The sequence below is a fragment of the Sandaracinaceae bacterium genome (assembly GCA_020633055.1).
GTDB lineage: Bacteria > Myxococcota_A > Polyangia > Polyangiales > Houyiibacteriaceae > JADJJE01.
Genome location: JACKEJ010000005.1, coordinates 451,905 through 477,640 on the forward strand (window position 1 = coordinate 451,905; position 25,736 = coordinate 477,640).

Annotated in this window: 20 protein-coding genes; 8 read left to right on the forward strand and 12 right to left on the reverse strand. The window is 70.4% G+C overall.

Annotated elements, in window-relative coordinates:
- Nucleotides 1-7: 7 nt before the first annotated feature.
- The 6 genes from H6726_06720 to H6726_06745 form a co-directional block, all read right to left on the reverse strand.
- Nucleotides 8-481, reverse strand: coding sequence for a hypothetical protein (locus H6726_06720; GenBank protein ID MCB9657330.1), 474 nt, complete (start codon nt 479-481; stop codon nt 8-10).
- 66 nt (nt 482-547) lie between these two features.
- Nucleotides 548-1,240: a DUF4230 domain-containing protein gene (locus H6726_06725; protein MCB9657331.1), complete on the reverse strand. Its 693-nt coding sequence runs from the start codon at nt 1,238-1,240 to the stop codon at nt 548-550.
- A gap of 161 nt (nt 1,241-1,401) precedes the next feature.
- Nucleotides 1,402-2,922, reverse strand: coding sequence for a GMC family oxidoreductase (locus tag H6726_06730; protein MCB9657332.1), 1,521 nt, complete (start codon nt 2,920-2,922; stop codon nt 1,402-1,404).
- A complete protein-coding gene (locus tag H6726_06735) occupies nt 2,919-3,311 on the reverse strand; it encodes a hypothetical protein (protein MCB9657333.1) in 393 nt (130 codons plus the stop codon). The genes H6726_06730 and H6726_06735 overlap by 4 nt, the downstream gene beginning before the upstream one ends.
- 103 nt (nt 3,312-3,414) lie before the next feature.
- The gene (locus tag H6726_06740; protein ID MCB9657334.1) at nt 3,415-4,209 is read right to left on the reverse strand and encodes a crotonase/enoyl-CoA hydratase family protein; all 795 of its coding nucleotides are present in this window, start codon (nt 4,207-4,209) and stop codon (nt 3,415-3,417) included.
- A gap of 103 nt (nt 4,210-4,312) precedes the next feature.
- Entirely contained in the window at nt 4,313-5,638 is a 1,326-nt protein-coding gene (locus H6726_06745; GenBank protein MCB9657335.1) for a hypothetical protein, read from the reverse strand.
- A gap of 118 nt (nt 5,639-5,756) precedes the next feature.
- Between H6726_06745 and H6726_06750 the strand changes: the two genes are divergently transcribed.
- Nucleotides 5,757-6,314 (forward strand): hypothetical protein, encoded by a 558-nt coding sequence (locus tag H6726_06750; protein MCB9657336.1) that lies wholly within the window; start codon nt 5,757-5,759, stop codon nt 6,312-6,314.
- 58 nt (nt 6,315-6,372) lie between these two features.
- Nucleotides 6,373-8,772, forward strand: coding sequence for a hypothetical protein (locus tag H6726_06755; protein ID MCB9657337.1), 2,400 nt, complete (start codon nt 6,373-6,375; stop codon nt 8,770-8,772).
- A gap of 115 nt (nt 8,773-8,887) precedes the next feature.
- On the opposite strand, the gene H6726_06760 is transcribed toward H6726_06755, so the two are convergent.
- Nucleotides 8,888-10,777, reverse strand: coding sequence for a propionyl-CoA synthetase (locus tag H6726_06760; GenBank protein MCB9657338.1), 1,890 nt, complete (start codon nt 10,775-10,777; stop codon nt 8,888-8,890).
- Between the two features lie 155 nt (nt 10,778-10,932).
- On the opposite strand from H6726_06760, the gene H6726_06765 reads away from it, so the two are divergent.
- Complete coding sequence (locus H6726_06765) at nt 10,933-12,093, forward strand: pyridoxal phosphate-dependent aminotransferase (protein MCB9657339.1); 1,161 nt, start codon at nt 10,933-10,935, stop codon at nt 12,091-12,093.
- 109 nt (nt 12,094-12,202) lie between these two features.
- Here H6726_06765 and H6726_06770 read toward each other — a convergent pair whose 3' ends face one another.
- Complete coding sequence (locus H6726_06770) at nt 12,203-12,766, reverse strand: hypothetical protein (GenBank protein MCB9657340.1); 564 nt, start codon at nt 12,764-12,766, stop codon at nt 12,203-12,205.
- Nucleotides 12,767-13,063: 297 nt separating this feature from the next.
- Here H6726_06770 and H6726_06775 point away from each other — a divergent pair, with 297 nt between their 5' ends.
- Nucleotides 13,064-14,119, forward strand: coding sequence for a hypothetical protein (locus tag H6726_06775; GenBank protein MCB9657341.1), 1,056 nt, complete (start codon nt 13,064-13,066; stop codon nt 14,117-14,119).
- 2 nt (nt 14,120-14,121) lie between these two features.
- Here the strand turns inward: H6726_06775 and ligA are convergent, their stop codons facing one another.
- From ligA to H6726_06790, 3 genes are all read right to left on the reverse strand, one after another.
- On the reverse strand, nt 14,122-16,248 hold the full coding sequence (gene ligA, locus H6726_06780; protein MCB9657342.1) for an NAD-dependent DNA ligase LigA: 2,127 nt from the start codon (nt 16,246-16,248) through the stop codon (nt 14,122-14,124).
- Complete coding sequence (corA, locus tag H6726_06785; protein ID MCB9657343.1) at nt 16,245-17,219, reverse strand: magnesium/cobalt transporter CorA; 975 nt, start codon at nt 17,217-17,219, stop codon at nt 16,245-16,247. The genes ligA and corA overlap by 4 nt, the downstream gene beginning before the upstream one ends.
- A gap of 83 nt (nt 17,220-17,302) precedes the next feature.
- Nucleotides 17,303-18,094, reverse strand: a complete 792-nt coding sequence (locus tag H6726_06790; protein MCB9657344.1) for a hypothetical protein — start codon at nt 18,092-18,094, stop codon at nt 17,303-17,305.
- Between the two features lie 122 nt (nt 18,095-18,216).
- Here H6726_06790 and H6726_06795 point away from each other — a divergent pair, with 122 nt between their 5' ends.
- From H6726_06795 to H6726_06810, 4 genes are all read left to right on the forward strand, one after another.
- Nucleotides 18,217-18,687, forward strand: coding sequence for an SRPBCC domain-containing protein (locus H6726_06795; GenBank protein ID MCB9657345.1), 471 nt, complete (start codon nt 18,217-18,219; stop codon nt 18,685-18,687).
- A gap of 337 nt (nt 18,688-19,024) precedes the next feature.
- Nucleotides 19,025-20,485, forward strand: coding sequence for a hypothetical protein (locus H6726_06800; GenBank protein MCB9657346.1), 1,461 nt, complete (start codon nt 19,025-19,027; stop codon nt 20,483-20,485).
- A gap of 13 nt (nt 20,486-20,498) precedes the next feature.
- A complete protein-coding gene (locus H6726_06805) occupies nt 20,499-20,990 on the forward strand; it encodes a hypothetical protein (GenBank protein MCB9657347.1) in 492 nt (163 codons plus the stop codon).
- A 108-nt stretch (nt 20,991-21,098) separates the two neighbouring features.
- Nucleotides 21,099-24,629 carry a proline dehydrogenase family protein gene (locus H6726_06810; GenBank protein ID MCB9657348.1) on the forward strand — a complete coding sequence of 1,177 codons (3,531 nt, stop codon included), beginning with the start codon at nt 21,099-21,101 and terminating at the stop codon, nt 24,627-24,629.
- An 82-nt stretch (nt 24,630-24,711) separates the two neighbouring features.
- Here H6726_06810 and H6726_06815 read toward each other — a convergent pair whose 3' ends face one another.
- Complete coding sequence (locus tag H6726_06815) at nt 24,712-25,728, reverse strand: metallophosphoesterase (protein ID MCB9657349.1); 1,017 nt, start codon at nt 25,726-25,728, stop codon at nt 24,712-24,714.
- Nucleotides 25,729-25,736 lie beyond the last annotated feature (8 nt).

Here is a 25,736-nt window from a genome sequence, read left to right on the forward strand (position 1 = left end):
AAATAAATCAAGCAGCGCCGCGGCCGGCGCGCGTCTCCGCAGCGTACCAGGCGTCGACGTTGCCGGGGCGTGGCATGCCCGCCGCGTCGAGCGTGCCGAGGCCCCACTCGACCGCCTCACGCAAGGTGCCGTGCGAGGTCTGGGCCGTGGGTGCCTTCTGCACCCAATAGAGCGCCGTGAGCGCACCGCGCACGACCGCGCTGCGGATGACGGTGGAGTTTCCGAGCGCCCACTTGCCAACGTAGTCCGCGTGGCGCCCCATCCACTCGGCCAGCTGCTTGCGGTCGTGCGCGTTCGGGACGCCGTCCATCATGCTCAGGTTCGTGATGGAGACGTAGCGCTCGTGGCGCGTGAACACCTCGCGCTCGTAGCGCTGGAACAGGTGATTGAAGTCGGCTTCGCGTGCGCCCTCCCGCACGGTGAGGATGACGATGGGCCAGAGGGCGAGGTCGAGATTCGTACGGACGGTGTCACCACCCATAGACACATGGAATCATGACCGAGACGCCGCAGCAAGGGTGTTCACAGCGGATTTTACAGATGAGGCTCAGCGGGCGAACTCCACTTGCACGTCCGTGTATCCCAAGCTCCGGACAAGGGACTCGATGGTGCGCGCAGCGTTCTGCTCCGCTCGGCGTAGCACCCCGCTCTCCACGGCGGCGCGCTGGAGCGTGCGTTCCGCCTCCTGCCGCGCCCGCGTCTCGAGCGTCTGGGAGCGCGTGGCCAGCACATCCGTCTCGCGGGTGTGGACGTACGTGCGCTGGTTGTCCAATCGCGCGGAGAAGACCTCGGCGGGGGGTAGCCGGATACGGACGCGACCCATCGTGGGGTCGGCCTCGACCGACTCGGGCGTGAGCCGCCCCAGATCGACACCGGCCACGACGTCCGCCGCCGCGATCAGCAGGATGGCGTCGTCCGCGTCGACCAGCCCGAACATGACGGACTGCCGGTCGCGGAGGTCGACCACGCGCTCGACGTGCGCCTCGGCCGACTCGAGGCGCGCGAGGTCGCGCAGCGAAGTGACGACGCTGGCCGTCGGGCGCAGGACCTCGACCGTGGTCGGCGGCTCGGGGGTGGGCTCGGTGACCCGCAGCACACGGTGGGTGCACAGCGCGGCGCTCCCGGCCACCGTCAGCGAGCAGCCTACGAGCACGAAGCGCAGCCACGACGGTGAGCGGCGGTTCCGGGCGCGCGCCGGGTGGGTGTCGCGTGGGTCTGCGACAGCGTCCGGCGAGGGCACGCCTGCTCCCGGCGCGTCGCGCGCAGGCGCGTGCGTCGCCGAGGGTGTGCCAGGTGCCCCTTGGTCCCCGCGCGCGGGCACATCGTTCTCGGTCGCCGGCAGAGGCGCGCCGTGGGCCTCCGTCGGATCCCGGGGAGGACCGCTCGGCGTGCTCGGGTCCGTCAGCGCCCCTCCAGCGCACGCTCGGCCGCGTTCATGGCCAGGGCCATGATGGTGTGCTGCGGGTTCACGCCCAGGTTGGTGGGGATGGCGCTGGCGTCCGCGATGTAGAGCCCGTCGTAGCCGTGCACGCGACCGTTCTCGTCGCACACGGACTCCCGTGGGTTCTGGCCCATCACGGCGCCGCCAAACAGATGGCTGAGGATGGCCACGTAGGCGCGCGGGTCCAGGGGCGCGTCGTCCATCAGGTGCAGCTGATCCGGCGTGAGCGAGTACGGCATGCCCGAGATGCCGGGGATGATCTCCTTCGCGCCCGCCTCGAAGTGCATGCGGGCCACCGTCTTCATGCCCTCGCGGAAGCGCTCCATGTCGGCGCGGTTGAGGCCGTAGCGGATCATGGGCTTGCTGCTGAGCCCGAACGCCGTGGGACGCACGGTGCCCACCGACTCGGCGCGGCAGGCGTGCACCCACATCGCGAGGTGGCGGTACTTGGTGAGCCGCTCGATGAGCTGATGACCGCCCCCGGACAGGCGGCTGGCCACGAGCTCCAGCGGGATGGCGAGGGTCTCGAGCTTCATGCCCGGGTCCGTCCGGAACTTGGTGGAGGCCCAGCCCTGGGTGGCCCCGACGTTCATGTCGACCGGCTCGTCGTAGACGCCGAAGATGCCTGTGCCCGGGTGGGCGCGGAAGAAGTCGCCCAGGCGGCGGCTCTTCACGCCCGAGCGCATGAGCAGCACCGGCGTGTGGGTGACCGAGCAGGCCACGAAGACCCCGCGGCGGGCCTTGATGGTGAAGCGTGCGCCCTTGCTCTTGGTGGTGGGGTGCTGGAAGTGGCCCGTGACGCCGATGGCCCGCTGCCCGTCCAGGAGCACCTTGTCGACGGGCGCGCACGAGAGCACCACGCCGCCGCGCGTCATGGTCTCGGGCACGTAGTTCAGGTTGGTGCTCTGCTTCTTGAGCCCCTTGCAGCCCTGCAGGCACTGACCCGAGCCCTCGCAGCCCTTCACGTAGCGGCGCATGACGTGGCCGCCCAGGCCCGCCCGCTCGTCGCCCAGGAGCGCGAGCTTGTTGCTGCGGCCGAGGGCGCGCTCAGGCACCTCCTCCACGCACAGCTCCTTCTCGATCAGGTCCTGGTACTTCCACATGCGCTCGGCGTACGCGTCGCCGCCGACGCCGTAGGAGTCACGCCACTGGCGGAAAATGTCCCCCGGCGTGCGCACGCAGATGGCGGAGTTGACCACGGTGGTTCCGCCGACCAAGCGCGCCTGCACGATGGGCCAGAGGGCCTCGCCCATGGCCATGGAGTTGCCCCAGTCGTCCATCATGTCGCGCATCGCGCCATAGGCCGTCACGGGGTAGTCGTCCGGGTCCCGCCACGGGCCCGCCTCGACGATGGCTACCTGGGCGCCGCCACGGGCGAGCGCCACCGCGGCTGCTGCACCGCCGGCGCCACTGCCGACGACCACGTAGTCCACGTCGCGGGCGACGTCCTGCCCGACCTCACGAAAAGCGATGTGAGTCACTCGGACCTCCAGGTGCCCGGGTCACCCTCGTACGGAGCCAGGTTCATCTTGCGGCGCACGCGCTCGTCCTTGCCCCAGCACATGCCGGCCACCATCTTCACCAGGAAGATGCTCTGCCGCAGGGGGTAGTTGGAGGTCGCCGTGATCTTCTGGGCGTGCTCCTCACGCAGCTCGTCGCTGAGCAGCATGGCGGGGCCGGGCTTCCCGACCGTCAGCATGGTGCTGAACTGGTAGAGGGTGGAGCCCGCTACGAGCCCCGTGTACATGATCGCGGGGGCCTCGGCCTTGAACTGATCGAGGTAGGCGTCGAGACCCATGTCCACGATCCCGGGGAAGTCCCCCGAGGCGGGATACAGGTCCTGCATAGTCTTGACGATGAGCCACTTCACGGTGCGCGGATGGTAGCAGCCCTCACCCCTCGCATTGTCAAAGTTCTGTGCGCGCTCGGTCTCGAAGACGTCCGCGCGCGACTTCGCGATGTCCGCGCCGTCGTCAGTCGGAGAAGACCGGATCGCGCTTCTGCATGTTGGCCATGACGGCCTCCATCTGGTTCGCGCTGCCGAGCAGGGCCAGCTGCTCGTCCGTCTCGAGGCGGAAGCGCGCCGGGATGTCCAGATCCAACGCCTGGTTGAGCATGCGCTTGCCCGCGCGGATGGCGTGCGGGTTCTTGGTGGCGATGGTGCCTGCGAGCTCGAGCGCCGTCGCGACGGGGTCATCCGCGAGGCGCGTGACCAAGCGCAGGCCGAGCGCCTCTTCGCCGCCCACGACACGACCGGTGAACATGAGATCCTTGATGACGTCGAGGGGCACAGAGCGCAGCGTGGTCGCGGTGATGCTCATGTCCGGGACGAGGCCCCACTTGATCTCCATGATGGAGAGCTGGGTCTGGGGATGAGCGACGCGGATGTCCGCGCCTGCCGCGATCTGGAAGCCTCCACCGAACGCCACACCGTGCAGCGCCGCGATGACGGGCACCTCGAGCTCCTGCCAGATCCAGCCGACGCGCTGGGCGAGGTTGGCCGGACTCACCGCCGCGTCACGCGCGAGCAGACTGCTCCCGCCGCCGCTCGCGAACGCGCTGAACGCGCTGAAGTCGAGCCCGGCCGAGAAGGCCTGGCCCACGCCCGAGAGCACCACGGCGCGGACCGAGCGGTCGGTCCGGAGCTGCTCGCCGGCGGCGACGATGCCTTCGAACATGGCGACGTCGAGGGCGTTGCGCTTGTCGGCGCGGTTGAGCTGCACGTGCGCGACGGCCCCGTGGCGCTCGATGAGGACGCGGTCGGTCATGGGGCGGTTGTACCACGGTGTCGAAGGCGACGTCGCCGGCGCGGCGCGTGACCGCGGGACCGAGCGACGCGAGGGGGGACCCGCGGATCGCCAACCCGGCGGGCTACTCGGCCGGGGCCGCCGGGGCACCATGGCCGCAGCGACGCATGACGCGGCCCTCCGCGAAGTAGAAGAGGCAGCGCTCCAGCGTCGCAGGTGCCTGGTCGAGACAGCCGCTCACGTGACCGAACGCCCGGTGGTCGGGGCTGACCACGAACGTGGCGAGCGGCTCCACGCCCTCGGCGCACGTGGGGGCTGCGAGCTCGACCACCTCGACCAGCCGGACGGCGTCGGGCGCCACGAGCTCCGCCACGTAGAGGGTGTGACGCACCTCGTCGCGGCTGGACACGGCGACCACCAGGTACGTGTGGTCCTCGCTCGGCGTCCATGCCGCGTGCCGCGTGAGGGCCGAGAGGCCGAGCGCCGTGAGCGCCTGCCGGCCCGCGTCGGACACGCGCTCGCTGAAGAAGTGAAAGCGGCGGCGGTCGGACTCCAGGGCCAGCACGAACGCCTGGAACGCGGCCGCGTCCAGCACGCCGCTCTGCCACACGCGCTCGCCCGCCACGACGTCCGCGTCGCGCATCTCGGCCGACGGCTGGTCGTCGTACGCGAGCGCGCGGTCGCCCGAGGCGGGCAGCGCCTCCACGGCCGCTGGCAGGCCGCGCACCAGGGCGGCGAGGCGCGGGGTGCCGTGATACGCGGCAAAGTCTCGGTCGGTCTGCGCGCGAGCGGCGGAGGCGCGTCCCTCGGGCCCGGATCGGTCGAGCTCCTCGAGCTGCGCGATGGCCGAGTCGATGTCACCGAGCTGCGCGAGCGCACACGCGAGGTTGAAGCGCGGACCCAGCTGGCTCGGGTCGGCGACCAGCGCCTGACCGAAGTAGTGCTTGGACTGCACGTAGTCGCGCGTGCGATGTCGACGCAGGCCGCCTCGATTGAACGAGGCCGAGAGGTCGGCTGGGGCGTGCTCACAGGCCGAGTTCAGCGCCGCGGCCATGGGAAACGATGGAACTCCGCGGTCCATGTCGCGCATGCTGATGGGTGGGTCGGGCGCGAGCTCGGGGTGTGGCTCGCACGCGGGCGCTTCGGCCGCATAGGCGGGCACGTCGAACTCGGGCGCGACCACCTCGACACCACCGTCGACACCCGCATCCTCCGTCGTGGCTGCTTCGGGCTCGACGGGAGGCTCGGGCATGGGTGGCGCCTCGGCGACCTCTGGCGTCGGCGCCTGCGCCGTGGGCGTCTCTGCGGCTGTCGCCACCGGCGAGGCAGGCGCGCTCACTTCCGCGTCGTCGTCACCGCCCCCGCACGCGGCGAGCGCGAGCATCATGCCAACGGCCAAGGCCCGCCGCGTCGCGCGCGCTCGGACCACCTGTGTCTGTGTGCCACCCATGTCTCTGACTCCCCGAGTCGAATACGTGAACGCGCACGGGATGTCGAGCACCGCGACGGGACCGAGACGCGAGCGGTCGCACGCCCTACGGGAGCCGCTGTGGCACCATGGGCCCACCATGTCGCCATCGCCGCCCCATGAGCGCGCCATCCTCGTCGGGTCCAGCGCCCTCTTCGCCAGCGCGGTGGGGGTGCACACGTACATCGTGCTGAACGCGGGCGAGACGCCTCACGACGCGGCCAAGTCCCTGCTCCTCGCGCTCCTCGTAGCGCTGGGGTCGCTGGTGGTGGCCCTGCCGCTCGGCGCGCTACTCCGCGCCCTGCCGCGCAAGTACGGAGCTGGCGGGCGCGTGGTGGCGTGGCTGGCCGTCGGGCTGACCGTGGCGCTCGTGTTCGCGAGCGAGCAGGCGCTGCAATCGGCGCTGGGGGAGGACGAGCTGGTCGGCTTCGTCACCACCAAGTGGCTGTGGGAGCACGCCGGGTGGGGCGGGTCGGTCTTCTACCTCCTGACCGTCCCGATCGACCTCGTCCTCATGTTCTTCGTGGCGATCATGCGGGGCATCGCGGCGTTCGTGGTGCCCCCCGCCACGGGGTTGTGCTGCGGCGCGAGCTGGGTGGTGGTCGCCCTGCCGTTCCTGGTCCGGGGCGCGCGCCGACGTGCTCCCCCTGGCGCGTAGCGATCTCTCTACACGCTGTCGGGGGGTCCGTGAGGAAGCCCCCTCGTAGGCTCGAGGCATGACTCCTTGCGCGCGCCTCTCGGGCCTCCTCGTGCTCGCTCTGCTCCCGCTGGCCTGTACCCCGGCCGACGGCGGGCCCACGCCCAACCCCGACGGTGGCACGTGTACGGCGACCGGCCCGGGCGGGACGGCCTGCGACCCCAACACCCCGGACCAGGTGTTCAACGTGGACGCGTGTGGCAACGTCACGGGCGTGCGCGAGGCGTGCGACCCGGGACGCGTGTGCACACAGCGCACGCCGACGTCGCTGGCCACCTGCACGCTGCCGCCGGGCTGCACGCGGACGCTCGACAAGGCGTGCAACGAGGACGACCCCAGCGCCGTGTATTACGTCACCTCGTGCGGCGCGTACGATGGCATCTTCCGGGCCTGTGACCCGGGTGAGGTGTGCACCATCGACCCGACCAACACCAACCCGGTCTGCCGCCCGCCGGCAGGGTGCACGCAGACGCTCGACAAGGCGTGCAACGAGGACGACCTGAGCGCCGTGTACTACGTCGATTCGTGCGGCGCGTACGACGGCATCTTCCGGGCCTGTGATCCGGGTGAGGTGTGCACCATCGACCCCGCCAACACCAACCCGGTCTGTCGGCCCCCGTGCTTCCCACTACACAACACCATCGCTTGCTCCGCGGACGGGCGCGGCCGTGAGTGGATCAACGCGTGTGGTGTGCCGACGGGAGAGATCGTCAGCACGTGTGCCGCCAACCAGGTGTGCGAGTCCAACACCTGCCGCGACGTCGTGGACCCCTGCGGCACGGCGCACGCGACGCTCGGCTGCGACCCCGCCGACCTCTCGGCCACGCGCTGGTACAACAGCTGCGGCGAGCTGACCGACGACGTCGCGGTGGACTGCGCCGCGTCTGGCGAGACGTGCAACGGCGGCCAGTGTGTCGCGGTGTGCGCCGAGCCCATCGGGAGCGCCTGCAACAACGTGGACGCGCCGCGCTTCCTGAGCGGGGTCAGCCTGATCCAGGAGACCGACGCGTGTGGCGCGCGCACCAGCACCGTGCTCGAGACCTGCGCCGACGGCGAGCTGTGCACGGCGCGGGACGGGACGCCCACCTGCCTCAACTCCATGACCGACACCAGCAGCCCCTACTACCTCAAGGCGTGCAGCTTCGGCATGTTCACGGACGCGCAGACCGACCTGTACATGGACTGCCGCTGTCGCAAGGACATCCAGAGCGACCCGAACAGCCGGGAGGGCTCCATCCTGAACTGCTGGCCCGTGGGAGACGCCTGGAACCAGGGCTTCCGCTGGGCCGACGGGCCGCACCTGTACCCCATCGCGCCGACGGTGTACGGCGGCGTGCTCAGCGAGACGCAGGGTGAGCTGTTCTCCGCCATGCAGTACACCGACCCGAGCTACACGGGCGGGGGCCTGATCGTCGCGTACGACTACACGACGGGCGCGCGGCGCATCGTGAGCGGCATCTACGCGGACCCGAGCAGCGGGTACACGGAGTTCGGCTCGGGCTACAAGAGCCAGCGCATGGTGTCGGGCGTGCCGCGCGAGACCACCGCGCTGAACTACATCGAGGACGTCGAGCTGGGCGCCGACGGCATGCTCTACGCCTACGGCAACGGCACGCTGGAGAACGTCGAGATCGTGCGCGTGCACCCCACGACGGGCGCGAGGACCCTCGTGTGGCGCGTCGAGCAGCGCAACGGCGAGACCTCGCCGTTCGGGCAGTGCTACGGCTCGCGCACCATCAGCAGCACCGCGAGCGGACGCATCCCCGTGCAATACGAGCACCGCGCGTTCGCGATGGACCCGAGCACGGGCAAGTTCTACCTCGCCTTCCGCAACCCCTCGGACGGCATCGGTGTCGTGGAGATCGCGGCGGATGGATCGACCTGCACCATCCTCTCGCGCAGCTGGGCATCCGCCCTGCCGGACATCGGGACGGGCTTCAGCCCGCAGTACACGTCGCTCTCGGGCATGCACGTCCACGAAGGGAAGCTCTACGTGGTGCACATCCTCCAGGAGGCGCTGGTGGCGTACGACCTGAGCACGGGCAACCGCACAGCCGTGTCGGTCGCGGGTTCCGTCGGCGAGGGCGACCACGCCATGGGCGAGAACAACATCTTCTGGGACGGGTCGCGGAACCTCATGTGGGTGATGGGACAGGTCGCGCCCTACCTCGGGTTCGCCGTGGACCTGACCACGGGCGACCGTGAGTCTCCCTTCCGCGTCAGCCCGGGTGGCCTGCTGCCGGGCGAATACCCGGTGGACCAGGGCCACGCGGGCGCGCTGCGCAACGGCAACTACCTGGGCCACGGCACGGCGGCGCTGCACCCGAGCAACCCAGACCGCATGTTCCTGGTGGGAGGCTCGGGCGAGCTCTACGAGTTCGAGATCTCGACGGGCAACAGCTGGATCATGTCCCTCTGAGCTCGGAAGCGCGGGGCGCGTGGGCCCGAACTCGTTGCAGGGTGGGCCCGAACTCGTTGCACGGCGGGCTCGCGGGCTTCGTCAGCGCGCGCGCCCTCCGCGCAGGCCGGCTGGGCTAGCGCGCCTCGAGGGCGGCCCGGATCTCGTCGAGCACCGCAGGGTCCTCGATGGTGGCGGGCACCGGCGCGTCCTGCCCCTCGGCGATCTTCTTCATGGTGCCGCGCAGGATCTTGCCCGAGCGCGTCTTCGGCAGGCGCTGCACCACCACGGCGTGCTTGAAGGCCGCCACGGGGCCGATGTGCTCACGGACCGCCGCCACCACCTCGCGCACCACCTCGGTGTGGGTCTGGGTCACGCCCGCCTTGAGCACCAAGAGGCCCAGCGGTAGCTCGCCCTTGAGCTCGTCGGCCACCCCGATGACGGCGCACTCGGCCACCGCGGGGTGCTGCGCGAGCACCTCCTCCATCTGCCCGGTGGAGAGCCGATGGCCCGCGACGTTGATGATGTCGTCCGTGCGCGCCATGACGTACACGTACCCATCCTCGTCGACGTAGCCCGCGTCCGCGGTCTTGTAGAAGCCCGGGTAGTCGGTGAGGTACGCGTCCAGGAAGCGCTGGTCGGCGTTCCACAGCGTGGGCAGCGCGCCCGGCGGGAGAGGCAGCTTCACCACCAGCGCGCCGGTCGTGTTGGCGGGCACGTCACGCGCGGCCTCGTCCACCACGCGGATGTCCCAGCCCGGGACGGGCAGGGTGGGCGAACCGTGCTTCACCGGCAGCGGCTCGATGCCGAGGCAGTTGGACACGATCGGCCAGCCCGTCTCGGTCTGCCACCAGTGATCGATGACGGGCACGCCGAGGTGCTGCTCCGCCCACTCCAGCGTGGCAGAGTCGCTGCGCTCGCCCGCGAGGAACAAGGCCTCGAAGTGCCCGAGGTCGTAGCGCGCGAGCTGCACGCCGTCCGGGTCGTCCTTCTTGATGGCGCGGAACGCCGTGGGCGCCGTGAAGAGCTTCTTCACGCCGTGCTCGGCAATGACACGGAAGAACGTGCCGGCATCGGGCGTGCCCACCGGCTTGCCCTCGAAGAGCACCGTGGTGTTCCCGTTCAACAGCGGCCCGTAGACGATGTAGCTGTGGCCCACGACCCAGCCCACGTCGGAGGCGGCCCAGAACACCTCTCCTGGCTGCACGCCGTACACGGCCTGCATGCTGTACTGCAGGGCCACTGCGTGGCCGCCCTGATCGCGCACGACCCCCTTGGGTTGGCCGGTGGTGCCCGAGGTGTACAGCACGTAGAGCGGGTCCGTGGCCGCGACGGGGACGCACTCGGCGGGCTCGAGCCCGGGCGCCGCGAGCGCGTCGTCCCAGCTCACGTCACGCCCCGCAACGAGCGTGGCTTCCAGCTGCGGTCGCTGCTTCACGATCACGTGCGTTGGCTTGTGCGTGGCGAGCGCGATGGCCTCGTCCAGCAGCGGCTTGTAGGCGACCGTGCGCGTGGGCTCGATTCCGCACGACGCACACACCATGAGCACGGGCTGCGCGTCGTCGATGCGTGTCGCCAGCTCGGCCGCGGCGAACCCACCGAAGACGACGGAGTGCACCGCGCCCAGGCGGGCGCAGGCGAGCATCGCCACGGCGGCCTCCGGGATCATCGGCATGTAGAGGATCACGCGGTCACCCTTTTCGACACCGTTCGCGCGCAGGGCTCCCGCGAACAGCGCCACCTCGTCGCGCAGCTCGCGGTAGGTGAGCGTGCGCTGCTTCCCCGTGACTGGGCTGTCGTAGATGAGGGCCGCCTGCTCGGCGCGCCCGCCCTCCACGTGCCGGTCGAGGCAGTTGTACGCGGTGTTGAGCACGCCATCCGGGAACCAGCGGTAGAAGGGGGCGCGGCTGTCGTCGAGGGCGCGGGTGGGCGGCGTCACCCAGTCGATGGCGCGGCTGGCCTCGAGCCAGAACGACTCGGCGTCTTCGAGGGAGCGGCGGTGGACCTCACGGTGGCTGGCGGTCATCGAGGGGATCTACCACGCCTCAGGCGGCGTAGTGACCCGCACGGCGATGCCGATGCCTCTGGCGCGCTGGCCCGTACGGCCCAGCACGAGCTTTGTGACCCGCACGGCGACCCCAGCACTGGCGCGCGTCGCGACGCGCTGACACCCTGCGGCGCATGCACGACGCCCGCCTGAGCGCTCGCACGGAACAGATCGCGCCCTTCCTGGCGATGGAGGTGATGGAGCGCGGCATGGCGCTGGCCCGCGAGGGGCACGACGTGATCCAGCTGGGCGTGGGCGAGCCCGACTTCGACGCGCCGCCCGAAGCGGTGCGCGCGGCCGTCGAGGCGCTGCAGCGCGGCGAGACGCACTACACGGACAGCCGCGGGCTACGGGGCCTGCGCGAGGCCATCGCGGCGGACTCCGAGGCGCGCCGTGGGGTGGCCACGGACCCGGATCAGGTGCTCGTGACACTGGGCACGTCTCCGGCCATCTTGATGGCGCTGCAGGTGCTGGTTAACCCCGGCGACGAGGTACTGGTGCCGACGCCGCACTATCCTTGCTACCCGAACATGATCGTGGCCTGTGGAGGCGTGCCGCGCTTCGTGCCCACCTTCGCGCGGGACGGGTACCGCATCGACGTCGAGGCGCTCGCGGCCGCGAGGACTCCGCGCACGAAGGCGGTCATCGTGGCCTCGCCAGCGAACCCGACGGGGGCCGTGCAGTCGCGCGAGACCATCGCGGCCATCGCAGCGCTGGGGCTGCCCATCCTGAGCGACGAGATCTACGACGGTCTCCTGTTCGACGGGGAGCGCGTCACCTCCCCTCTCGCGTACAGCGACGACACCTTCGTGCTGGATGGCTTCTCGAAGCGCTACGCGATGACGGGCTTCCGGCTGGGGTACCTGATCGCCCCACGCTGGGCGTCGCGCGCGCTGCAGAGCCTCCAGCAGAGTCAGTTCATCTCCGCCACGCACTTCGTCCAGAGCGCGGGTGTGGCCGCCCTCACGCACGGCGCGCCGCACGTTTTGCACATGCGCGGCATCTACGAGCGCCGACGCGACCTACTGCTGGAAGGCCTGCGCACGCTGGGGCTCGGCATCCCGACCGCACCGACGGGCGCGTTCTACATCCTCGCCGACGCCCGCCACCTGAGCGAGGACTCGCTCGCCATGGCCATGCGCATCGTCGAGCAAGCGCACGTCGCGGTGGGCCCCGGTCGCGACTTCGGCGCCATCGCCGAGGGGCACCTGCGCTTCAGCTACGCGACGTCGGAGGCCCAGATCACACGCGCGCTCGAGCGCCTGGCGACCGCCCTGCCTGCGCTGCGTAGATGAACCGACAGGTCGCGGACCACAGCGCCGCGTTCGGTCCCCGCCATCGGCTGTCCGCGGACGCGAGGGCGGCGCGCGGAAGCCTGGCGCTGTTCGGCCGGCACCTCGCCGGTCACACCCTCCACGTCACGTGATAGCGCGCGCCGTCCGGGGTCCTGCCCCACTCGACGCGCACGCCCCGCCGCCCCGCGCACTTCAGCACCGTCTCGATGTTGACGGAGAGGATGAGGGCCGAACGCCGTGTCATGCCTGGCCAGCCCATGACCTCGAGGGTGCCGAAGCCGCGCCCGTGGTCGGTCACCGACAGCTCGCCTACGTTGCGGGTGCGCTTCCACAAGAGCGGCGTGCGCGTGATGATCGCGTCGTCGCTGGTCATGCGGAGCAGCACGCGCCAGACCGTGTTCAACGTGCGCTCGGTGGACATGCGGGTCGTGCGCGTCAGCAGCGCGTCCTCGTCGAGTCCGGTGCGCTGGCAGGCCTGGTCGATGACCTCACCGATGTGGACGAGCGGCACCCAGGCGGCCGTGGGGGCGGAGCGCACGGCGTCGCGCGCCTCACGCGGGATGCTCCGCAAGATGTCCTCGAAGACGTCGTCGCCGACGACGCTGCGCAGCGCCCACTGGAAGTCGCGCGCGGCGATACCGGTCGTGCTGGGCTCGATGATCGGGGTGCTCATGGGTGGGGCCAACGATAGTCCGAGTGGAACTCACTCGACACACCTTTGTCTCAACGCTTGATTCTGGCTCGATTAATGATATATTGACGGTCGACTCAATCAGACGTCCTGCACGGCCCGCGCACATCGAACAACACATGGTTCATGGCGTACGAGGTCGTCACCTGATCCAGTCCGAGAAGCACGTTCGCCAATCGCCGCCCATCCGATGGCGCCAAGGCGGTGGTTGCGTGCAGCGTCGCGCGCGGAACGCGCGTGAGCACCCACAGAACCAGCGCCCACTCCCGAGGACTTCCTTTGCAGACATCCATCGACACCCAGACGAAAGACACACAGAACCAGCACGACACCGACGCGGACTTCGCGGCGATGCCATCCCTCTACCGGCACGCGAAGCGCAGCGAGTGGGGGCTCGGCGTCATCCTCGACCGGCGGGTGGACCGCGTGACCATGCAGTTCCAAGACGGTCGGGCGCGCGCCATGCACCTCGACTACTGGGAGCTCTTGCAGCCGGCGGACCGCACCTACGATGCGGCGCACGCGCTGGTGAGCGCGCTGCATGCCATGGCCCCCGAAGAGCTTCGCCCGAGCATGCGCAAGGGTCGCCGACCGATCGCGCTGGCGGAGCAGGTGGCCTACTTCCGCGAGCTGTTCGAGGGCGGCTTCCGCGACGCCGCCTACGCAGAGGAGCACCGCAGCGATGGTCGCAAGCGGCTGCTCAAGCGACACCGTGACGGCATGGTGCGGGTGGCGGCCAAGCTACTGAGCTCCGATGCCCTGCGCGAGGCGCACGAAACCAACGGACCGAGCGCCGTGCACGGGGCCCTCCGACGAGTGCTCGAGAGCTCCAGCATCGTGACGGCCCAGGAGCGCGCGGCCTTCGCCGCCGTCGACGTCGCGCACCACGCGCCCATCGCGGAGGGCGTCCACGAGCTGCTACACGGAAAGGCATCGGTGCCACAGCGGCTCGACGGCTGGGTACGCGTGCTCGAGGCCGCGCTCGGCACGGCCCCGTCTTGGGAGCTGGCCACGTTCTTCCTCGCGGCGTTCCACCCCACGACCCTCCCCGTCGTGCGACCGAAGACGTTCGAGCGCCAGGCGCGCTTCATGGCGCCGGGCCTGCGCGTCGGCGAGCGCCCGATGGGCATCTTGTACGCCCGGTTGGTGCGCATGACGACGGACATCCGCGCTCGGCTGCGCGAGCACGGCCTCGAGGCGCGCGACCAGCTGGACGTGTTCGACTTCGTATGGCTCACGCTCAAGCCAGCCGGACGCGAGCGCATCCTCGCGCTGCGCTCCGAAGCGTTCGAGGCCCCGACGCCAGTCGACGTCCAGGAACGCGCCGCCGCGTAGTCCTACCCGTCGAGCATCGCCAGCAGCGCCGCTTCGTCGAGGACGGTCACGCCCAGCTTCTGCGCCTTCTCGAGCTTGCTGCCGGCCTCCTCCCCGGCCACCACGTAGTCGGTCTTGGCGGACACCGAACCGACCACCTTGCCGCCGGCCTCCTTGATGCGCGCGCCAGCCTCCGAGCGCTTCAACGTGGGCAGCGTGCCGGTCAGCACGAAGGACTTGCCGGCCACCCCCTCGACCTCGCGCGTGGTGGTCTCCGGCGCGGCGAGGCTCACACCCGCCGCCGCGAGGCCCTCGAACACGGCCCGCACGGCCGGGGCGTCGAGCTCCGCGAAGATGCTGTCCGCGGACTTGCGCCCGAGCCCCTCGACGGCGCCGCGCTCACTCGACTTCTCGGGGGCGACGAAGGCCACGGCCTCGGGGTCGCCCGCCACGTAGCGCGCAGCGAAGTCCAGCAGCGCGTCTGCATCGCGCCAGTGCTTGGTGAGCTCCTCTGCCATGGACACGCCGACGTGCCGGATGGCGAGCCCGACGAGCACCCGCGGCAGGCCGCGCGCCTTGGCGCCCTCGAGCGCGGCGATGACGTTGGCCGCGCTCTTCTCGCCCATGCGCTCGAGGCCCGCGAGCTGGGACACCGTCAATCGGAAGAGGTCGTCTGGGCGCCGCACCCCCACCTTGTCGATGACCTGCACGATGAGCGCCTCGCCCATGCCCTCGATGTCCATCGCCTGACGCCCCGCGAAGTGCTTCAAGCGCTCGAGCACCTGGTCCGGGCACGCGGGGTTCGGGCAGTAGATGAAGATCTCCTCGCACACCACCGCGCTGCCACACGTGGGGCAGGCCTCGGGCGCGACGAAGGGCTCGGTCCCCTCGGGGCGCTTGTCGTGATCCACGGCCACGACCTGCGGGATGATGTCGCCCGCTTTCTCGACGTACACCTGGTCGCCGACGCGCACGTCCTTGCGCGCGAGCTCGGGGAAGTTGTGCAACGACGCCCGACTGACCGTGGTGCCCGCGAGCGGAACAGGATCGAGCTCCGCCACGGGTGTGAGCTTGCCGCTCTTCCCCACTTGGACGCTGATGGCGCGCAGCCGCGTGGCGCGCCGCTCGGGCGGGAACTTGTAGGCGATGCCCCAGTGCGGATGGTGGCCCGTGGAGCCCAGCGCGGGGTAGTGCGAGAGCTCGTCCACTTTGATGACCATCCCATCGATGTCGAAGGGCAGCTGGTCGCGGCGCTCGTGGTAGCTCGCGCAGTAGGCGTACGCAGCGGCCGCGTCGGGCGCGAGGAACACCTCGTCGGCGTAGACCTCGGCGCCGGCTTCGGCGAGCCATCCGAGGATCTCGCTCTGGCGCCCGGGCAGCGAGACGCCCTCGCTCCACGGGATCTGATAGAGGAAGGCGCGGATGCCGACCTCGCCCAGCCCGCTCGGATCCTTGCGCTTCATCATGCCGGCGCAGCCATTGCGCGGGTTGGCGATGATCTTCTCGCCCGCAGCTGCCAAGCGCGCGTTGTGAGCGTCGAACGCGTCGCGCGGCCAGTACAGCTCGCCACGCACCTCGAGCTCGCCGCCGCCGACTCCCACCAAGCGCGCCGGGACGGCGCGCGCCTCCAGCACCTGCGCCGTGATGACGTCGCCCTTCTGTCCGTCGCCGCGCGTGACCGCCCGGGTGAGCCGCCCGCTCTCGTAGAGCAGCGACACGCTGATGCCATCGATCTTGGGCTCGACGAACAACGGCAGCTCGCTCCCCGGTGGCAGCTCCAGGTCCTTCAGGCGCCGCTGGAACCACGCGTCGAGCTGCACCTCGTAGGGCACGGGCACACCTTCCGCGTCGCGCCGGTTGGGCGTGAGCTTCTCGAGCGACAACATCGGGACATGGTGCGCGACCGTCTCGAACCCGTCGGTGTGGTCCACTCCTGGGCTGCGGTCGATGCGCTCGTCGGCCGCGACACCCAGCGAGTCCGCCAGCTCTTGATAGCGGTCGAAGAGCTCGTCGAAGACGCTGTCCGGAATCTCAGGCGCGCCCTTGCGGTACAGCGCCTCATGATGCGCGATCTGCGCGCGCAGAGCGTCTAGCTCCGCGAGCGCGTCCCCTGCGTCGCTCGCTGAAAACCCCAGCTCACCTTGCATCACCACCAATTCCTACGCTTGAAGAACAAGAAGATCGCGCTGGCCGTGCCGATCATCACGAACCACGCCACCTGGTAGCCGTACTTGTGGTGCAGCCCCGGCATGAACTCGAAGTTCATCCCGTAGAGGCCCGTGATGAAGGTCAGCGGCAGCATGATGGTGGACATCATGGTGAGCGCCTTCATGACGTCGTTCAGTCGGTGCGACTGCATGCTGAGGTACGCGTCGAGCGACCCGCTGATGGCGTCACGATAGGCCTCCGCCTGGTCCGCGATGCCCACGAAGTGGTCGTAGATGTCGCGGTAGAAGGGGCGCACCTCGCCGGGGATGAACGGCACGGGCCCGGTCGCCAGCTGACGAAGCACCTCTTTTTGGTGCCGCACCAGACGCCCGAGGTGCAGCACGTCGTGCTTGGCGTCGAGCACGGTCTCGAGCACCGACGCCGAGTCGGCTCGGAGCGCCGCGATCTCGAGGCCGTCGATGCGCTCACCCAGCGCGTTCATGCGCACCATGAAGCGGTCCACCATGTGGTCCACGGCGCGGTGCGCGATGACCGCCGGTCCCTGGCGCAGGAGCGCGGGGTTGCGTTCCACCATCTGGCGCACGAACGGGATGGCAGGGACGTTGCCCTCGTGGTGCGTCACCACGAAGCGCTCGGACACGAACAGGTCCAGGTCGCGCAGCGTGATCTCGTCGGGCACCGGATCCGGCTCCTCGGGCCCGAGGATGATGAAGTAGATGTAGTCGTCGTGCGCCTCGAGCTTGGGCGTGTCCTGCGCCTTGAAGGCGTCCTCGATGAGCAGCGGGTGGATGTGCAGGACGTCCCGCATCATGACCATCTGCTCGTCGGTGGAGCCTTCGATGTCGACCCACACGTGGGCCTCCTCGTCGGCCAGGTACGCGGCCAGCTCGTCCAGACCGGGCCGCAGGAGCTTCTCGGAACCCACCTTGGTGGCGTAGATGGCGACGTGCACGGACGGGACTATCGCGCGCCCGCGAAGCCCTGTAAATGCCCACGCGGCCCGGCGCGGAGACGGTCGGCGGGCGCGGGCGTAGCTCAGTTGTTGACCGCGTCGCGCAGGCGCCACTCGTTGCCGTAGGGCCCGAAGCTTGCGGCGAAGCGGCCGAAGTTCTCGACCGACACCCACACCGAGCCCTCGATGCGGTACGGGATGACGAACTCGGGGATCTGCCGGTTGCGCAGCAGGTCGATCAGGTTGCGCGTGGCCTCGCGGAGCAGCGTGATCATCTGCCGCGGGTCCAGCTGCAGGCGCACGATGAAGCGCAGCTCGCTTCCCGCCGGGACCGTGCGCACGCGCAGGTCACTGAAGTTGCGCTCGCCCACGGCAACGGACATGAGGAAGTTGACCGCCGCGTTGGCGAAGTCCTCGCGGCTGCGGATCTCGGGCTCGTCCGAGTCGCACGAGCTGGCCGACTGAGCGCAGTTGTTGGGGTCCTCGCAGAACGTCATGCACACGCTGCCGAGCGTCTGGTTGGCCTCGGTCTCGGGGAAGGCCGTGAACCCGACGAGCGCGGACACGACCGGCAGCGGGATGGGGTTGCGGTTGGTCAGCACCAGCTCGAGGTCGAACAGGAATTGGATCTCGCTCTCGGCCGGCACGTCCCCGATGAAGCCGCAGAGAAAGCGCCCCAGGCGCTCGGCGCAGTAGTACGCGCCCAGCTGCCGACGATCGGGCATCTGCGTGAGGCGGACCTCGGCCACGCTGACGCCGGGTGGATCGGGGGGAGCCTGGGTGCCCTCGAGACCGGGCAAGAAGCCGTAGCACCCGGAGGTGAGCGCGCTGGCCAGCGTGATGGAGGCCAGGAGGAGGGAGCGAGTGGAGTTCATGAGGCTCATCCGGAACGGGTTCGAGGGCTCTATTCCCCAAATGGGGACACCGTGTCAAGGTCCGATGGGTCGGGAGACGTTCGTGCGCCGCGAACCTTCACGCCGTGATAGCAGATCCTGCCATGCCCCAGACCCCCGAAGAGACCATCGTCCGCAGCGTGACGGACATCGACGCGCCCGCCGAGCTCGTCTTCTCCCTGATCACCGACCTGCCCCGCTACCGCGACTGGAACCCGTTCACACCGGTGGCCGTCTCGACCCTCGAGCTCGGTGCCCCCATCGACATGAAGGTGCGCCTGTTTCCGTACTACACCAAGGCGCAGCGCGAGTTCGTGACCGAGCTGAGCGCGGAGCGGCGCCGCGTCGCGTGGGGCATGCACATGGGCCGCCCCGAGTGGGGCCGCGGGCACCGCACCCAGGAGGTCGTCGCGCTCGGCGAGGGCCGCTGCCGCTACGTGTGCGAAGACAACATCGGTGGGCTCCTGCGGCCGGTGATCATCCGGTTCTTCGGGGGCGCGATGCAGCGCGGCTTCGACGACGTGGGCCGCGCGCTGAAGGCGGAGGCCGAGCGCCGGGTCGCCGCGGCCCGCTGAGGTCCGACGACGTGGACGCGCCCGAAGCGGACGCCGAGCGCCACCCAGCCCCGCCGCGGTCACGGGCGTTTGGCGTGGTGCCATTGCCCCAAAGCGTGAGGACACCCGCGGACACGTGGACGCCCCGATGTTTTGGGGAACAGGGCCGGGGCCGTCCGTGCTATCGGGGCGCATGCATTCCCCCATTCGCGTACCGCGGTGTGCCGGCCGCGGCGCGGTGCTCTTTTCGGTGCTGGCGGTCACGTCCGCCGTCACGTTCGGCTGCAAGGGCAGCGCCGAACCCGATCCTGACCCCGACGCGGGTCTGAACGTCGACGCGGGTCCGAACGTCGACACCATCACGGTCCAGGGCAGCGCGACCTACGACTACGTGCCCGTGACCACGACACCGGCGGTCACGCTCGCGTTCGCCGACGCGAGCGCGAGGCCGGTGCGTGGCGCCATCGTGCAGGTGCGGCGCGGTGCCGTGGTCATCGCGACGACGAACACGGACGAACAAGGCCAGTACATGCTCGAGTTCCAAGCAGCCCCGGAGGGCCTCGAGGTCGCGGTGCTGTCGGAGACGACGCTGCCGCCGATTCGCGTCGAGGACAACACCAACGGGGACGCCGTGTGGGGCATGGTCCGCCCCCTCGCAGAGGCCGAGAACGGGACGCTCGATCTGCACGCCACGCACGGGTGGAACGGCACGAGTTTCGACGCGGGGACGCGCGTCGCGGCGCCCTTCGCCATCCTAGACACGATATACGCGACGGCCCAGGCCTTCCGCGCCGTGCGAACGGTCACGTTCCAGCCGCTGAAGGTGAACTGGAGCCCGGACAACGTGCCAGAGGCCGGCGATCACGCGAACGGCTTCATCGGCACCTCGTCTTTCAGGCGCGCAGACCGCGAGATCTACGTGCTCGGCAAGGACGGCGTCGACACGGACGAATTCGACGCGGGCGTGCTCGCCCACGAGTGGACACACTACTTCGAGGATCAGCTGGGGCGCGTCGACGGCCTCGGGGGCGACCACGCGCCCGGAGCCGTCTTGGACCCGCGACTGTCGTTCGACGAGGGCCTCGCCGACGCCATGGCGGGCCTGACGCTCGGGGTCCCTGTGTATGCGGACACTGCTTGGGCAGGCAGCACCCTCACGGGCTTCTCGTTGGACGTGGAGACGCCACCGACGCCGACGGACGACACCACGCCCGGTCCGTTCTCCGAGTTCAGCGTGATGCGCATCGTCTACGACCTCTTCGACTCGGGCGCGAGCGAGGCACATGACACGGTCGCCCTCGGGCTCGGGCCCCTCTACGACGCGCTCGCCGGGCCGCACCGCACGACCGACGCGCTCGGGACCATTGGCTCGTTCATCGCGGGCCTGAAGGCGCAGCCGGGCGTGAACGCGGCCGACGTGGACACCCTGCTCGCCTTCTACGACATCGGTCCGATCACGAGCGACTTCGGCGCGGGCGACCCCGACCTCGCGGCGATGTACACGAACGTCACGGTCCCGTTCACGGGCACCCATGACTTGGTGGGCGGCCAGGACGCGAACCGGCGCGCTCAGAACCAGTACTTCGTCTTCATGGGGACGGGCGCCACGCTCACTGTATCTGCCGGCCACGCGTCGGAAGACGTCGGCATCTCCCTGTACCGCACGGGGCAGCTCGTCGCCTCCGCAGACGCATGGCTGGACGGAGGCACGGAGAGCTTGAGTGCTCCCACCGTCTCGGGGGCGACGTACGTGCTCACACTGACCGGCTTCCGTGGAGCTCCCGGAAGCTACACCGTCGACCTCACCATCGCCCCCTGAGGAGCAGCGCATCATGAACCAAACGACACTCCTCGCGCTCCTCGGTCTCCCTGGCGCGCTCGCGCTCGCCACCAGCGCGTGCAGCAGCCCTCACGCCGCGTCGTCGACGCCTGCGCCCGAGCAGGACGTACACGCCAAGCCCGGGGCCGCCGTCACCGTGGACGCAGCGCTCGCAGCGAGCAGCGCGCGCGTCCACCTGCGCTTCGACGCCGACGCGCAGGACGTCACCGTGCACGTCGGTGGGGTCGACGGCCTCGTCGTCACGCGTGGAGGCATGCTCGACGTGGGCGACGTCGCGCGCGGTGACGTGCGCACGCTCGACGTCGCTTTCACACCAGGCGACGAGCGCTCGCACCTCGTCGTCGCCGTCTCGGGCACGTATGCAACTGGCGCGCTGTCGCGCGTCTCGAGCTTCGCGGTGGGCGAGACGCGCGAGAAGTCGACCCAACTCATCCGCGGTGACGGACGAGAGCGCGTGCACCTGATACCCGTGGGCGGCCGCTGAGGCGGACGCGGGCGCTCCGCATCTGCGAAGCGGTCATGGGTGATCGCCTAAACGACCGCGCCCACGAAATCGCGCGACAAACATCCTCTGAGCCACCAGAGTGAAGGAGTGAATCACGTCGACGCAGCGAAGCTCGCTGCCCGCGAGTCTTCCGACCCCAACGCCTTTCCCGAACCCTCCGCCCCCCCGCTCGCCGCGCTCCACTCCTTGGCGCACAGCGCCATCGCACTCGCGAGGAGGTGGCTGAGCGACGACCGATGTTTGGGCGTCGACGCAAGAGACCGTGAGACCGCCGAGCGGCTGGGCGCGCTCGTCGCGAGCCCCGCGGGGCTCGAGTTTGCGCTGCGCTTCGTGGACGACGTGGCGCGGCCACAGGACGTGCAGGTCTCGGCGCGCGCGCTGCGCCGGCTCGCCTCCCGGACGACGGGCGCGCGCGCGATCCTCGGTCCCGTCGACCGTCGGCTGCTACAGCTCGGCGCTCGCGTGGCAACCCTCGCGCCTTGGCTCGTGGTGCCAGCCGCGCGTGCGCGGCTGCGTCAGCTCGTGGGGCACTTGGTGGCTGACGCGGGGAGCGGCCTCGGCGGGCACCTCGCCCGGACGCGCGCGCGAGGCTTCGCGCTGAACGTGAACCTCCTCGGTGAGGCAGTGCTCGGCGAGGACGAGGCGCGCGCCCGCCTCGAGAGGACGCTCGCGCTCGTGCGACGCCCCGAGGTGGACTACGTCTCGGTGAAGGTCTCCGCCGTGGTCTCGCAGCTGAACCCGTGGGACCTCGAGGGGTCCCGGGCACGCGTGGTCGAGCGCCTGTCTCCGCTCTACACCGCGGCCCTGCAGCACGGCACGTTCATCAACCTCGACATGGAGGAGTACCGCGACCTCGCGCTCACCCTGGAAGCGTTCGTCGAGGTGCTGTCCCAGCCGCAGCTCCACGGACTGCAGGCTGGCATCGCGCTCCAAGCCTACCTGCCCGACGCGCTGCCCGCGCTGCACCAGCTCGCGGCCTTCGCGTCGAAACGCGCGGGGACCGGAGGCGCGCCCATCAAGGTGCGACTCGTGAAGGGGGCCAACCTGGCCATGGAGCGCGTGGAGGCCGAGCTGCGCGGGTGGCCGCTGGCCCCCTACGACAACAAGCCCGACGTCGACGCCAACTACGTCCGCCTGCTCGACTTCGCGCTGCGTTCGGAACACGAGGGCCTCCGCGTGGGTGTGGCCAGCCACAACCTCTACCACGTCGCCCTCGCCATCCTGGCGGCGCGTGCGCGCGGCATCGCCGCCATGCTCGACGTCGAGATGCTGCAGGGCATGGCCCCGGGTCAGGCGCGCGCGGTACGCGACGAGATGGCGGTACATGGGGGCCGTGTGGTGCTCTACACGCCCGTGGTGGCGGCCTCGGACTTCGACGTGGCCATCGCGTACCTCGTCCGCCGACTGGAGGAGAACGCCGCGCGGCAGAACTTCTTGTACGCGCTCTTCGCGCCGGACGTCGACGTCCCGCCGCTCGTCTCGGACGACCTCCCGCGGGCCCACACGGAGCGCAACGCAGAGGCATCCGACGCTGCGATGCACGCCACGGAGCACGACACGGGGGCGCCCAACGCTGCGATGTGTGCCCAGGAGCGCGCCTTCGTCGCTTCCGTCACCGCGGGCGCGTCATCACCACCTGCACATGTCACGCCCCACCGTGGTCTCCGTCGCGTAGGACAGCACACGACGTTTCGCAACGCGCAAGATACGGACCCCACGGTCGCCGAGCATCGACGATGGGCGCGTGCGCTCGTCTCGACACCCCCCGACGCGCTGGCCCTACGGACCGCCATGCTCACGTCCACCGCGGCCGTCGATGCAGCGGTGGACGACGCGCTGCGCGCGCAGGTCGCGTGGGCACGCGCTCCGGGCGAGCAGCGCGCCGAGGCGCTCCGTGCGGTGGCCCGGCAGCTCGAACGCGCTCGCTCGGAGCTAGTGCGCGTGATGGTGCACGAGGCGGGCAAGACCGTGGCGGAGGCCGATCCCGAGGTCAGCGAGGCGGTCGACTTCGCGACCTACTACGCGGACCGCGCGCTCGAGCTGGACACAGTGCGAGGCGCGCGCTTCGTACCCGGAGGCGTCTCGCTGGTCACACCGCCGTGGAACTTCCCCTGCGCCATCGCCGCGGGCGGAGTGCTCGCGTCGCTCGCGGCCGGGTCCGCCGTGATCGCCAAGCCTCCCCCGCCCACCCCACGCTGCCTCGAGGTGACCATGGAGTGCGTCCACGCAGGGCTCGTGGAGCGGGGCGTGGACCCGCTCGTGGCACAGCTCGTGCGCGTCCCCGACGACGCGCTCGGCGAGCACCTCGTCACACACGAAGGCATCTCGCGGGTGCTGCTCACGGGCGCCATCGACACCGCGCAACGCTTCGTCGCGCTCCGGGCAGAGCGCCCCGTCTTCGCCGAGACCTCGGGCAAGAACGCGATCGTCGTAACGCCCGCAGCCGATCTGGACCTCGCGGTGGCGGACGTCGTTCGCTCGGCGTTTGGTCACGCGGGGCAGAAGTGCAGCGCGTGCTCGCTGGTCATCCTGGTCGGGTCCGTGGCGGACCCCCGCAAGGCGACCGGGGCGCGCTTTCGCCGCCAGCTGGTCGACGCCGTGCGTTCGATCGCCGTGGGGCCGGCGACGAACATCGCGACCGTCATGGGTCCGCTGATCGAACCGCCACACGGGAAGCTACTGCGCGCGCTGACGACCCTCGATGCTGGCGAGCGGTGGCTGGTGCCTCCCCGACGCATCGACGCCGCCGGGACGCTGTGGACACCTGGCCTCAAGGAGGGCGTCACTCCGGGTTCGCACTTCCACTTCACGGAGTGCTTCGGACCGGTCCTGGGCCTGATGACGGCGGACACGCTCGACGACGCCCTCGCGCTCCAGAACGCGGTGCGCTTCGGGCTCACGGGTGGGCTCCACTCCCTGGACGATGCGGAGATCACGCACTGGCTGGAGCGGGTGCAGGTGGGCAACGCCTACATCAACCGGTCCATCACCGGGGCCATCGTGCGACGGCAACCCTTCGGAGGCTGGAAGGCGTCGTGCGTGGGGCCTGGCGCCAAGGCCGGCGGCCCGAACTACGTCGCCCAGCTCGGCGTGTGGTGTGACGACGCGCACCAGGTGCCCGATCGAGAGCGCGACCCCAGCGCATGGCTCGCGTGGGCCTTTGCAGACGACGCGCGCTGCTGGGCGACCGACCTGGGTATTCCGCACGACCCGAGCGGTCTCTCGTCGGAGTCCAATCTCTTGCGCTACGTGCCCGTGGACGACATGACCGTGCGTGTAGGCCGCGGCGCGCTCCCGGTCGAAGTCGAGCGAGTCCTGGGCGCAGCGCAGACGGCCGGTGTGGGTCCGCGCGTGAGCTACGCCGAGGGCCCGCGCGCAGAGTCCGACGACGCGTTTGCGGCGCGGGTGGCTCAAGGACACGTCGTCGGACGCGTGCGCGTCCTGGGTGCATCTCCCGGCCTGCGCGACGCTGCTGCAACGCAGGTGGGACGCGTCGACGTGCTCGACCAACCCGTGCTGGCGAGCGGACGCCGTGAGCTGCTGAGCATGCTGCGGGAGCAGACCGTGAGCCGCATCCACCATCGCTACGGGCACCTCCGCACCGCGAGCGAGGCGTGAGGGCCACCTGCGCACCGGTTCCCATGACGCGTTCCGTCGGCGTAGTGCGCGTCGCCACCGGAGGATCCGCAACGGGAACCGTTCAGTCCGCGACCACCTCGGGGAGCGCGCGAGGCGCCCCGCGCGCAGACAACACCCGCGCCCGCCCCGCGCGTAGCTCGATGACCTCCACGGGCCCGCCGTAGTGCGAGCTCATGCCGCAGTCGATGGCGATCACGCGCCCCCCGCAATAGGCCGTGATGCCGTCGTCTTGCACCGTGTGGGCCACGATCATGCGTCGCAGCCCGGCCCCGTCGAGCGAGCGCCCCACCTCGGCGCAGACGCGCGCGTCTGGGCGGACCGAATACCGGCGCGTCCACAGCGGGCTGTCGGGATGCAACGCTACCCCCGAGGGGACCCGACCTTCGTCGCGCAGCCAAGCCTGCGCCTCGCGCTCCATCCCGGCGAGCTCGCTCCAGTGCTCGGGGAGCACGCCGCCGTGCACGAAGACCGCATCACCGCTGCGATAGGTCAGCCCGTAGGTCGCCAAGCGCAGGGCGTAGGGCCCACCCGGCAGGAACGCACGGAGGCGGCCATGGGCCAGCTGTGGGGCACGCCGCACATCGGCCTCGTGCGTGGGGTGCGGCGGCGTGCGCGCGAACTGCTCGAAGCCGCCCCTCGTCACATAGCGCAGGTCGCCAGCGGCGTTCATCAGCTCGTGGTTGCCGAGCAGCAGGTGCACCTCCCCGCCCGCGAAAGGCGCCTCGTCCCGCAGCCGCTCGAAGAGGTCCATCAGCTCGGCCTCGCCGTCCCCGCGGTCCAGGAGGTCACCCACCTGGATCATGACCGTGTCGCCACCGCTCCAGCGCTGTTGTCCGTCGATGAGCCCGGCTGTGCGCAGGGCCGTCAGACCAGCCGCGAGGTCGCCGTGCACGTCGCCAATCGCTACCACGCGGCGTGCATCTGCGGGCAGGTCGCGCGTCGCGATGCGGGTGGGGGCTTGCGCCCGCGCGCTCGGCACCACCACCTCGGCGTGGTCCTCCCCGGCGGGGCGATCGCACGCGAAGGCCGCGCACGCGCACAGCACCAGCGCGGCTCGGGTGAGACAGGCGCCAGCCACCGCGTTAG

What these genes read in the sequence shown, in the direction of transcription:
- H6726_06720 (MCB9657330.1), bottom strand. Translation starts at nt 481, where the DNA reads ATGGGTGGTGACACCGTCCGTACGAATCTCGACCTCGCCCTCTGGCCC.
- H6726_06740 (MCB9657334.1), bottom strand. Translation starts at nt 4,209, where the DNA reads ATGACCGACCGCGTCCTCATCGAGCGCCACGGGGCCGTCGCGCACGTG.
- H6726_06745 (MCB9657335.1), bottom strand. Translation starts at nt 5,638, where the DNA reads ATGGGTGGCACACAGACACAGGTGGTCCGAGCGCGCGCGACGCGGCGG.
- H6726_06750 (MCB9657336.1), top strand. Translation starts at nt 5,757, where the DNA reads ATGTCGCCATCGCCGCCCCATGAGCGCGCCATCCTCGTCGGGTCCAGC.
- H6726_06755 (MCB9657337.1), top strand. Translation starts at nt 6,373, where the DNA reads ATGACTCCTTGCGCGCGCCTCTCGGGCCTCCTCGTGCTCGCTCTGCTC.
- H6726_06760 (MCB9657338.1), bottom strand. Translation starts at nt 10,777, where the DNA reads ATGACCGCCAGCCACCGTGAGGTCCACCGCCGCTCCCTCGAAGACGCC.
- H6726_06765 (MCB9657339.1), top strand. Translation starts at nt 10,933, where the DNA reads ATGCACGACGCCCGCCTGAGCGCTCGCACGGAACAGATCGCGCCCTTC.
- H6726_06770 (MCB9657340.1), bottom strand. Translation starts at nt 12,766, where the DNA reads ATGAGCACCCCGATCATCGAGCCCAGCACGACCGGTATCGCCGCGCGC.
- H6726_06790 (MCB9657344.1), bottom strand. Translation starts at nt 18,094, where the DNA reads ATGAACTCCACTCGCTCCCTCCTCCTGGCCTCCATCACGCTGGCCAGC.
- H6726_06795 (MCB9657345.1), top strand. Translation starts at nt 18,217, where the DNA reads ATGCCCCAGACCCCCGAAGAGACCATCGTCCGCAGCGTGACGGACATC.
- H6726_06805 (MCB9657347.1), top strand. Translation starts at nt 20,499, where the DNA reads ATGAACCAAACGACACTCCTCGCGCTCCTCGGTCTCCCTGGCGCGCTC.